The following is an 11567-nucleotide window of genomic DNA, read 5'->3' on the forward strand; positions in this document are numbered from 1 at the left end:
TAGGCTCCAAGCTGAAAGTAAACCACCTCCGCAGCCATTTATTGGTGTGGTCTACAGAGGATTATGTCTTTTTAGAGGGGAAAATCCCTAGAACCCCATGATCAACCCGATCCCCGAACTCACGCCATTACTGAAACAACTGCGCCTCTCTGGTATGACGGACTCATTAACGATGCGTAATCGTGAGGCCATTGAACATCAACTCAGTTATCCCGACTTCCTGGCTTTACTGGTGCAGGACGAAGTGGCAAGGCGTGATCAGAAAAAGTATGCCACACGTCTGCGACGTGCCGGCTTTAGGAGCAATAAAACCCTGGAAAGCTTCGATCTGAATGCTAATCCCAATTTGAACCGCGCCTATATCAATGAACTGGCTGATTGCCGGTTTATTGATGAACATGTGGCGGTGCTGCTCGCAGGCCCGTGCGGCACGGGCAAAAGCCATCTGGCACAAGCCATCGGGCATTGTGCTGTACAAAAAGGCATAGATGTACTGTTCTTCACTCAGGCAAAACTGCTTGCGAACTTGCATGCAGCCAGAGCCACGAATACCTATGAGAAACGCTTCCAGACGTTAGCTAAAGTAGACCTACTCATCATTGATGACTTCGGTTTAAAGCCTCTTAAATCCCCTCAGGATGAAGACTTCCACGACTTAATCGATGAACGATATGAACAAAAATCTACAATCATCACCAGCAACCTGGACTTCAGCGAATGGGGTCAGGCATTCCCAAATAAACTGCTTGGTGCTGCCACGCTCGATCGGCTCAGACACAATGCCTATCGATTGGTTTTAGAGGGCGAAAGCTATCGCAAATTACGTGAGAACAAAAATCAGACTGGACGAGGAGAAAAAAGCAAGAAATAATCCCCCTGTTTGAGGGCGAAAATGACGGTTTAAAGTGGATCCATTACGCCGCAAATGGGTGGATCTATTAGGGTGCCAATCGACAATAGTATCCCAATAAATCTTCCCTGGATGTCCAGTTAGGTTTAACGGGCACAATAACGGATTTACCACCGACGGCTTTTGCAAATGACTTAACTAGGTTTGTCTTACCTGAGCCAGAGTCACCCGCAAGAATAATCAAATCTTTCGTTCTAAGCAGAGTTAGATAATTCTCGATAATATGGCGGGGATAGAGAATATCATTTTCAACCAGATGAGCTTGTATGTATGACACAGCGCGTTCGTAGTCGTTGCCGAAATCATCTCTAAAACTCAGCCCGTCTATCTGAGCGCCAGTAGCATTTGATTCAAGCAAGAAATTTTCGAGGTCGTCTTCGTCAATAAACTCAAATGTTTTTAGAAACTTTGCTTTATCGGAAACATAACTCTTGAGTCGTTTTATCTTCTGGTTCATTTCGACCTCAAATGTGGCTAGTTGATCTTGTAATTTAAGCAATGCATCTTTTGAAGCATGTTTTTCGGTTTCAATTAACTCAATAGAGTCTTTAAGTTGTTGCTCTTTTTCTGCAAGCGTGCGATTGAGTGTGATTGCGCTATCACGTTTAGATTCCTCTTCGTCGCGTTGTGCTTGCAGCAGATTCAATTCGTTTTCTGTCGCAGTCTTTAATTCATCTGTAGCGAGTGCTAATTTTTCTTGGATTTTGTTCAGATGAAAGTCATAAAGAGTCTTTGTGATGTGAAGTGACTTGTCGTCGGCGTTTAATATTTCAATGGAAGTGCCGCTGGGGAGTTCTTTGAGTTCAGAACAACTCCCTAGCTTGACGTTCATTTCAAAAGGAATTCGATGCTTTTGACGCTCTTTTTTGGGGGACAAGACAAGCTGGCACCTTATAAGCCTGCTATTTCTTCTATGCCCGTATTTAGAGGCGTCTTGAGGATGAACATAGAATTCACAATTGTTACTGTGCCCCTTCAGGGGATAAGTGAGAATAGTGCCACTACCAATAGCTCTTACGTTTGTGAGATACCCTTGGCTAACATCACCAAGTGGTTTAAGTTCTCCCCAAACATTAAATTCGGTATCGTCTAATTCCCAACGTTTTTGGAGAATACTTACTAATTCCGAATCAGTAAGTGGTTCAAGCTCGAACTCTTCATAATCGCGTATTTCCATTACTACTGCGAAATGTCCTTATTAATTGAATTTTTATCTATTTAGCGCACACTAGAGCAGGTATGACTCTGCCTCAAATGACTGAAAATCGTACAGTTTTATCGTATTGCGGACAATCATGGTATACGCGATGGAATGCAGATGTAAAGCTCTGAATTTTAACTGACTGAATAAAAAGCAAGGTTTAATGAGAGTTCATTGTCAGCATGAACGATTTCACTATATTTGAGGTGGTTTAATTGAGTTGACCAGTCCAGTTAAGGATATAATTGAACTTTAGCTGGAGAAAGTAAATGGCCGGAAGAAAGCGGTATACGAAAGAATTTAAACTGGATGCTGTGAGCCTGGTGCTAGATCAAGGTCACACGCGCTCTGAAGTCGCAAAAATGTTGGATGTGAGTCAGCAAATCATTGGCCGCTGGGTCAAAGAGTTTCAACAAGATGATGACGGCCATGCGTTCAGAGGAAACGGTAAACTGACGCCAGAGCAGGCAGAAATCAGAAAGCTGAAAGCACAGGTGAAACAGCTTGAAATGGACAAACGCATCCTAAAGGAAGCATCTGTATTCTTCGCCAAAGAAATGAAGTGAAATACGCGTTTATCGCCGAGCGAAAGAATACCTATCCTGTTGATCGGTTGTGCCGGTTACTAGGCGTAAAGCGCAATGGGTTTTATAGATATATGAAAACTCAACATCAACCTACAACGGATGATGACAAGCGAAAAGAAATAGTAGAATGGATGCACAAGATTGCCAAAGCCAGTGAGCATAGTTATGGCAGTCGACGAATGCAAAAAGCACTGAATTGTTTGGGCTACCCTATTGGTAGGCGTCTTACACGCCGACTGATGAAAGAAGCAGGCGTGCAAGTTCGCTACAAGAAAAAATATAAGGTCACGACAAACAGCAACCACACGTTACCAATATTTGACAATGTGCTCGACAGACAATTTGATGTTGATGCACCCAATCTAGCTTATGTGCAGGATATTACTTATATCTGGACACAAGAAGGCTGGTTATATTTGGCCGTTGTTATTGATCTTTACTCAAGGAAAGTAGTTAGCTGGAGTATGGGTTCAAGAATGAAAGCTAAATTGGTGTGTGACGCGTTAACGATGGCGATATGGCAGCGTAATCCAAAAGCGGGATTGGTTGTCCATTCAGATCGCGGTAGCCAATACGCTAGTGCAGACTATCGACGCTTGCTTAAAGGACACCAATTTGTTGGCAGTATGAGTCGTAAAGGTGATTGTTGGGATAATAGTGTGGTTGAGAGCTTCTTCGGTAGCTTGAAGCAAGAGCTAGTGCACTGGAAACAATACCAAACTCGTTATGAAGCACAGCAAGATATGCTGCGATACATCACAACATTTTATAATCCTGAACGGTTGCATTCGTATCTAGATTACAGAAGTCCAAATCAATATGAGGCGGACATGAAGAAATTGAAAAAAGTAGCTTAACTGGGTTGGTCAATTTTGGTTGACCACGTCAATTTGAAGTAGAATAATTACTGATGTTGGTGATTATATTGGTTACCTAAAAAGGCTGCGACACTAATTTAAGTTCACTACGTATCGACATATGTTGTTTAAGTTGACGGCTCTGTGCTTGCAGCCTAGGTTAGTTTAATCAGCATCGCCAAAAGCTAAATAAGCCACTGAGTTTATATTGAGGTGTGAGCAAGTATTTAAGTTCAGAATCCAACCATTAATTTAGCGAGGCTGATAATTTTAGGACAAGAGTATGAGCAAAAAAAGTTTGATATCACAGGCCTCCACCGCATTGTGCCTCTATCAGCTAGATAATAATGAGTCTGGCAATAATGAAGCACTCTCCCCCGGGAGTATTTTCCAAATGGATATTGCCGTTTCGCATTCTATGCCGTTGCCAGTTGAGATATTAGATTCGCAGGTTTCGGTGAAAATACCTGCAGAGCTTTTTGATGTGTTAGCGCGAGATTGGTGTGAAAAACGTGAACTAATCACAAACAAGTACACGCTAGAAGATATTCTTAGCCAAAACGATTTTAAGTGGCCAATAGGCGAAAAAGTACTCATTGATGAAGTAGCTGATGACTCTGTACTAAGTGAAAAAGCCATTGAGCATGATCAGCAAACAGGGGGAGCTGAAGCTCTTCAATATCAGAGTATATTTGCTGCCATTTCTGACGACGAAAATGCGGTAAAGACTATGCAAAAAAGCAGTGATGCTCTCTTAAAATTGCGAGAAATGGGACAGCAACTTCAAAGTGAATTTCCAATATTAAGCATTATAAATAACGAAGAAGAGCACCAAAAAGCTTTAGATATCATGGAACTTTTGTTAGAGGACTACGATAGCAACCTTTTGCTTATAGATGCACTTAGCTGTGCTATCACTCGATATGAACGATGAGAGCAGTTTACGCTATACAATTTAAAACAAGTTGACAAGGCAGAGTGTTCGCAGAAAAGGGCATCTTGTAAACTTAATAAAGCCACTTACGATGATACGCTGACACATCGAACAATGTGGAGCAATAAAAGCGACGGCACCTTGAGTGACTTAGATATCACTGATGCAAGGGCATAAAAAAACTGAATTATGAGTCACTATTTTAGCGACTTTATCTGCTATTTTTGATAGAATAAACCCTGTTTCCTCAAGGCTTTAAAGGCGATTTTACTGTGACTTCTTCAACGAATTATTTAGCTGAAATTGAGCAACTTCGCACTCAATTAACAGAGAAGGAATCACAGCTTCAATCTCAGTCAAACAAATTGCGCGTGCTCTCGTCTCGAGTTGACATTCTGGAAGAAGTCGTTCGCCACCTCAAAATCACGCGCTTCATGCCAAGCTCAGAAAAACCAACGTTAACCAGTTTTTGCAGTTCGATGAAGCGGAACTGTGCACTGCCCCTGAGCTTGAACAACACGAGAAAGACCAAGATAAAAAAACGGTCAAGAGAGCAGCAAAAAGCCTCGTGGCCGCAAACCTCTGTCGTCTGGCCTACCGCGTGAGCAAATCTTCCTTTACCTAACGGATGAAGAGAAGACTGGTGCGAAAAGTACCTTCTTCGCCAAAGTAAAAGAAGAGCTTGATATCGTGCCAGCAAAAATCCGGGGGTTGGAGTACATGCAAGAAAAGGCGGTGTTCGAGAGCATCGATGGTTAATCCATGGCGGCGGCTGCGCTGCCTAAACATCCGCTGCCAGGCTCTTTAGGCAGTACTGGTCTGATATCGCATGTCCTTACCGCCAAATATGTCGATGGTCTTCCGCTGTATCGCATCGAAAAGATGCTCAACCGTTACGGGGCTACATCTCACGGGCGACGCTGGCGAACTACGTCATCAAGTCCGCCAAGGTGTTTCAACCACTGATGAATTTGCTACGAGAGTACCAAAACAGTGGCGACATCGTCGCGATGGATGAAACCCGCATTCAGGTGTTGAAAGAGCCGAATAAAGCGGTCACTTCCGACAAATACATGTGGGTGTCACTGGGTGGGCCAGAAGAGCAGAGAAGTGTTCTGTTCCACTATGACTCGTCACGCAGCGGTGAAGTACCGATAAACTTGCTTGACGGCTTTAAAGGTTACCTGCAAACCGATGGTTATGCGGGGTACAATGCTGTGTGTGAGAAATACGGACTGACTCATGTGGGTTGCATGGACCATGCTCGTCGCAAGTTCGTGGAAGCGCAAAAAGCGCAACCTAAGGGTAAAAAAACGAAAATCAGTAAAGCGGACATCGTCCTTGGCATCATAAATAAACTGTATCGTGTGGAGCGCCAACTCAATACTTTTAAAGAGCAACAGTACGCAATGACAGCGGAAGATATCGTGGCCTACCGACAAGAGCACAGTGTTCCGCTATTGAATGAGCTGAAAGCTTTCTTAGAAAACAATCTCAGCAAGATCCCTAAAAATAGCTTAACGCACACGGCGATAAAGTATACGCTGAACCAATGGTCGAGGCTTGTGGTTTACTGTGGCGACAGCAAGTTTCGTATCAGTAATATTTTGGCTGAGAATGCGATCCGTCCGTTCGTGATTGGCAGAAAAGCATGGTTGTTCGCCGATACCCCGCAAGGGGCAAATGCGAGTGCGCCTGCTATGGCTTGGTGGAAACCGCGAAACTCAATGGTCTCGAGTCATACCAATACTTACATACCCTTCTTACTCAGTTACCATACGCAGAAACCGTTGAGCAAATCGAGGCGCTGCTACCTTGGTACATCAAAAACGATTAAATCACCATCATTATCCGCTCATGACCTTTTGAGTATTGAGCTGATACAAAAAACAGGTGATATTATACCGCAATTGCACTGCCATTTCTTAAGTTAATGGAATTGACTTAATGGTGACTTGTCTCGCGAGACTTGGACGTTAGTAGAATTAGAATGAATATCAAACTAGAAAACCCTAAAGACATTTACGACAAAATCAATATTGAATTGTTAAAGCTAGTCACTAGCTTATCCTTAGAGTCATCAGATGAATCACTCAACAAAGCACAAGAGGATGCACGCGATAAAATTGTTGGTCTTCAAGTTGAGTTAAAAAACAGACTGGAAGAACTTGAGCGAAACTCGGAGTGGAATACGTTTACAATTGCATTTTATGGTGAAACAGGTGCAGGTAAATCTACACTGGTTGAAACGTTGCGCATACTTTTAAACGAGCCTACAAAGCTTGAAAAGCGTAACGCATTCCGAAAACTCAAACATTCTTATGATCAGGCTATTTGTCAATTACCAGAGATAGAAGAAAAACTATCTACATTAGATAAAGATTTAGAGCAGATAAATGAGCAACTGAATTCGCTGTCCGAGCAATATCAAAGAGAAGAAAGTCAGTTGGAGCAGGAGTTTGAAGTATCAGAAAGAATACTCTGCACTGAACTTCAAAAAGCTGAAGAAGCGGCACAAGCTCGAAAAAGCGAACTTTCAACCCTTAAGGACAAAGTTGCCGAGTTACAGCGGTCAATAGTTCAAAAAAAGGCACAAGCATCACTGTGGCAAAAAATCGTAAATGTTTTCAAAAAACTACCAGAAGAGGACGAGTTTTTAACAGCTATCTCAAGTCTTCCAAAACTTGAAGATATAAGTGCCGCTGAGGAAGCAAAGATAGCCGCTGCACAAAACAGGCTGAGTGAGACACGATCGTTACGCGAAGAAAGGCACGCTGATTTTATAAAAAAGTTTGATGTTCCTATAAAGGCTTTGGAGCGTGAGAAAGGTCTAGTTGAACAAACCAAGAGCCTAGCAAGTCAACAACTTGAATCTGCTTCGAAACAAGTTTCTGCTTTAGAACTAGAGCTGAATAGTTGTGCAGACGGTGAAATTATTGGTGATGGTCGAGCGGACTTTACTCGTAAAACGTTAAGTTACTGCTTTGATATTGAACAGTGTGAATTTAATCTACTTGACGTGCCTGGCATAGAAGGTAAGGAAGGTCTTGTAGCTACTGAAATTGAAAAAGCGGTACAAAGTGCACACGCTGTTTTTTACGTAACGAATAAAGCCGCTCGACCGCAAACTGGCGATTCAGAACGACAAGGCACATTAGAAAAAATTAAAAAGCATTTAGGTACACAGACTGAAGTGTGGTCGATTTTTAACAAAAAAATCACGAATCCTAAATTTGCGTTTAAGAATATTGAGCTCTTAACCGACGATGAGCAAGCAAGCTTAGTTGATATGGATAACAAAATGGCTGAACAGCTTGGTCTTAATTACCAAGGCTCATTTCCTTTGACCGCGCTAACTGCATTTATTGCCTCGACCGATTTTTTTGCTCCAAATTCGGATATGTTGAGAAAGCGAAATAAATTTCTTGAAGATTTCTCAGCTGGGAGTCTTTTAGAACGTTCACAGTTAAGTGCTTTCATTCAGTTATTAAAAAATGAATTGTTACTTAATGGTCAGAGTAAAATAAAGAAAGCTAATTTTAATAAGGTTAAAGGTGAGTTAGAACGTACTACTCATTATTTAGATGATATTGAAAGAGTTTATAAAGTGGTGGCGGAGAATGTTAGTGGTAATAGTGAAAGTGCGTGCCATCAATTGCAAGCTAGTTATGCAATTTTAAACTCTCAACTGTATGGCAAAGGAAATGATCTTATTAGATCTGCTGTGCAAAATACCAGAAAGAATATATATAGTGAAATCGATAAAGATGTCAAAAATGAGCAGTTTAAAAAAAGCCTTGAAAGTCAAGTTGATAAATGTATTAACGACATTCAGGTTCAATTACCTAATATAATTGAAAAGTCTGTTAAAGAGTTTGAATCTTCTGTTGTGTCAATTTTTGAACGCTTTAGTGAGTTAAGTGAAGACTTTTTATCTGTTGCAGGCCAGCTTGGAAAAAGCAAACTTGACGCTAAGTTCAATATAAAACTCAATATGGATAGCGGGCTCAAAAAAGGTGCACTTTTGGGAGCTTTAATAGGAGCTGCGTTGGCCCCATTCACAGCAGGTACAAGCTTATGGTTAACTGGAGCAGCAGCGTTTTCTGCCGTACTTGCTTTTGGAAAAGCTACATGGGGTTATTTCAATAACGATTTCAAAATGTCTGAACAGAAAAAGGCTTCTGATACGAATCTACGTAATTTAGAAAATGAACTAAAAAAAGCGCTGCAAAACAGTCTAGACGAAGGTAAAAGCGATATGCAAGCTTCAATTTACAAGCTTGAAACTGAACTTAGGGCACCAGTAAAACAGGTGATAAAAACTAAAGTGTTACTTGAACGCTCGAATCAATCACTGAAATTACTTTCGAAACAAATTGATCATATTGGAGAATGTTAATGAAAAGGACGCTGGATAGCTTTAACGAGATCAAAGCACAAGAGATTAAATTACTAGAGCGACTAAAGTTATTTCTGGAAAAGGGAATAGAAATCGGCATTGAAATAGATCCTGAATTTATAAGTAAATTACAAAGTAATTTAAAGAAGGTAGAGGGTGATAAACTAAAAGTTGCACTTATCGGTGGCTTTTCGGAAGGTAAAACATCCATTGCAGCAGCTTGGATGGAAAAGCTTGATAAGTCGACAATGAAAATAAGCCATCAAGAATCGTCCAATGAAGTCAAAGTATACGAAGTAGGTAGTGACTTTGTTTTGATAGACACTCCTGGGTTGTTTGGGTTTAAAGAGCAAGTTAATGCAGATACGAATACCTTAGAAAAATACAAAGACATCACTAAAAAGCACGTAAGTGAAGCGCATTTGGTGCTTTATGTAATGAATTCATCCAATCCCATTAAAGAAAGCCACAAAGAAGATTTACAATGGTTGTTCCGCACGCTAAATCTATTGCCTCGAACTATCTTCGTGCTGAGCCGGTTTGATGAAGTTGCTGACGTTGAGGACGAGGTTGACTATCAGTCCAATTTAAAAATAAAGCGTGAAAATATAACTGGTCGTCTTCAGGATATGATTGAGTTAAGTCAAGAAGAATTAGAGGCATTATCCATAGTTGCTGTTGCTGCTAACCCCTTTGACCAAGGTATAGAGTATTGGTTAAGTAATATTGATGAATTTAAAGCACTTTCACATATTTCAAATTTACAAGAGGCTACCAACCATAAAATTCAAACATGTGGAGGAGTCGATGAACTAGATTATGATATGCGTTCTAGCATCATAAGTGATGTACTTTATAAGCAATTGCCAGTAGCAATTGAAACAGATGAAAAAGTATCAAAAGAAGTTGAAAGACTAAATGAATTGCAAGCTCGTCTAAAGGGCCAGTTACAAACTACTGAACATCAAATTAGCGTCTCTCGAACGAATTTAAGAGAATTTATAATAAGTTATTTTACAGACCTTATTATGCAAGTCAAAGGGTGTAGCTTGGCGACGTTTGCAGACTTTTGTGAGCGAGAAATTGGTTCAGAGGGAATTGTACTCAACCAAAAGTTGCAAAGTGAATTTGATAGGCAAATAGGGGCGATTACACTTAATGTCGAAAAAATGAACGCAAGTTTTGATGGGGAAGTAAATCATTTTAATACGACGGTGAGAGAGCTAGGTAAAAGTGGTATAAATCACGCCCTTAAAGGTAACTTCATTAACAATCAGACGGTCATTGCAACACGAGATGGTATCGTTTCTGTTGCTAAAACAATTGGCTTTGACATTGGTAAAGCTCTGAAATTCAAACCTTATGGCGCCATAAATTTAGCAAAGGGTTTAAACGGAGCATTAGCCTTTGCAAATATTGCGCTAGAAGTTTGGGATTCCTATGACCAATATAAAAAAGAACAGGAGTTCATTAAAGCTGTTGGAAAAATGGAAGAGGATTTCAATAAGCAAAGGAAAGAGTTGCTAGAGTTAGTTGGTTCTGATGAGTTTAAACAAAAGTTTTTCCCAACCTACATAGAGCTAACAAACAAGTTGCTCGAACTAAATGAGAACATTGCAGCGAGCAACGAACGTAAGAACCTCTTTGCAAATTGGCGTGAAGAAGCGCTTTTGATTGAAGGCGAATTCAAAGCTTTAGCGCAACAATACTAAAATAGACTGATAGTTTAAATTAGCTTCTCAATCTTGCAACCTCATAAAAAACAGCAAGTTGTATACTAACTAAGTACTCTTGCTGTTACCCTCTACACGCGGTTTTAGTCGGAAAACCCTCACTAGTCCCAAAACAGCTTTGAAAGTTTGTGTGATCTTCACCAGCGAAACTAAACACTTCACTAAGTAACTTTTGTCCAAGTATCTGTTACATATCACGGTACGCATAAATGTTGTCTTCCGACAACAACAAGGCTAAATAGCTTGATATTTTTTATGAAGAAAACCACAATTTCACTCAAGCTCCTTAAAGCTGGTTGAGCCTTTACGATATGGCTATCACATCGATAAAATCAATCAACTCAAAACAAGACTTAGAAAATGCACTCAAGCGTTTAGATGAGCGTTGTTCGCTCATAGCTGTCTGTCTGATGAAGTCCAAACTTATTCATCAAAATTGTAAGATCAGATATGAGCTAGTACACACTAGTGTGTTCAAGTAAAGAGACTATGGAGATTTTCATGAGTGTACATTTTATTATTGGCATAGCATTTGTTTCAGTTATTGCCGTTTTGTGTTTTGCTGTTTATATCGCTGCACGTCACGCGGATAAAAAATACAACAAGTCATAGTTTTAACCATTTCTATTCCTAGAAAGATTTTACCTTCTCTGGCGAGCGCAACACGCTATAGCTATACTCACTTAAGTAAGACTGTCCACTTCCCCTAAACGTCGGTGATGGTGATGGCGTTGTTTGTGAATAGTTAAGCATATAGATTCTTTTTAGATTACGTGGACAGGACGAAACATTCATCTGAATGTTCTCATCACATATTTAATTGAATTATCTGATATTATTTTAATCCTGCATGTTCCGGCCCATTCCGATCACCCATTTCGGTTCAATCCGATCACTGATTTCGGTCTAATCCGATCGCCTATTTCGGCGTTATCCGATCAAAAAT

General features: G+C 40.5%; 7 protein-coding genes. 6 read left to right on the forward strand and 1 reads right to left on the reverse strand.

What is annotated here, in order from left to right:
• Positions 1-97: 97 nt before the first annotated feature.
• A complete protein-coding gene (gene istB / locus MHN09_RS20160; RefSeq protein WP_222936755.1) occupies positions 98-871 on the forward strand; it encodes an IS21-like element helper ATPase IstB in 774 nt (257 codons plus the stop codon).
• Between the two features lie 67 nt (positions 872-938).
• Here istB and MHN09_RS20165 read toward each other — a convergent pair whose 3' ends face one another.
• Positions 939-2087, reverse strand: a complete 1149-nt coding sequence (locus MHN09_RS20165) for a hypothetical protein (RefSeq protein WP_239220365.1) — start codon at positions 2085-2087, stop codon at positions 939-941.
• Positions 2088-2380: 293 nt separating this feature from the next.
• On the opposite strand from MHN09_RS20165, the gene MHN09_RS20170 reads away from it, so the two are divergent.
• The 5 genes from MHN09_RS20170 to MHN09_RS20190 all read left to right on the forward strand — a co-directional run bounded on the left by MHN09_RS20170 (position 2381) and on the right by MHN09_RS20190 (position 10600).
• Positions 2381-3555, forward strand: a protein-coding gene (locus MHN09_RS20170; protein ID WP_239220366.1) for an IS3 family transposase whose coding sequence is annotated in 2 segments (ribosomal slippage) — positions 2381-2651 and positions 2651-3555 — 1176 coding nt in all. Because the reading frame shifts where the segments join, the coding sequence is not laid out codon by codon here.
• A gap of 283 nt (positions 3556-3838) precedes the next feature.
• On the forward strand, positions 3839-4489 hold the full coding sequence (locus tag MHN09_RS20175) for a hypothetical protein (RefSeq protein ID WP_187447910.1): 651 nt from the start codon (positions 3839-3841) through the stop codon (positions 4487-4489).
• A 905-nt stretch (positions 4490-5394) separates the two neighbouring features.
• Entirely contained in the window at positions 5395-6423 is a 1029-nt protein-coding gene (locus tag MHN09_RS20180; RefSeq protein WP_343213294.1) for an IS66 family transposase, read from the forward strand.
• A gap of 56 nt (positions 6424-6479) precedes the next feature.
• Complete coding sequence (locus MHN09_RS20185; RefSeq protein WP_239220367.1) at positions 6480-8888, forward strand: hypothetical protein; 2409 nt, start codon at positions 6480-6482, stop codon at positions 8886-8888.
• Positions 8888-10600, forward strand: a complete 1713-nt coding sequence (locus MHN09_RS20190; RefSeq protein ID WP_187447942.1) for a LeoA/HP0731 family dynamin-like GTPase — start codon at positions 8888-8890, stop codon at positions 10598-10600. The genes MHN09_RS20185 and MHN09_RS20190 overlap by 1 nt, the downstream gene beginning before the upstream one ends.
• Positions 10601-11567: the final 967 nt, after the last annotated feature.

This window comes from Alteromonas sp. MmMcT2-5 (assembly GCF_022348315.1).
GTDB classification, from domain to species: Bacteria; Pseudomonadota; Gammaproteobacteria; order Enterobacterales; family Alteromonadaceae; genus Alteromonas; species Alteromonas macleodii.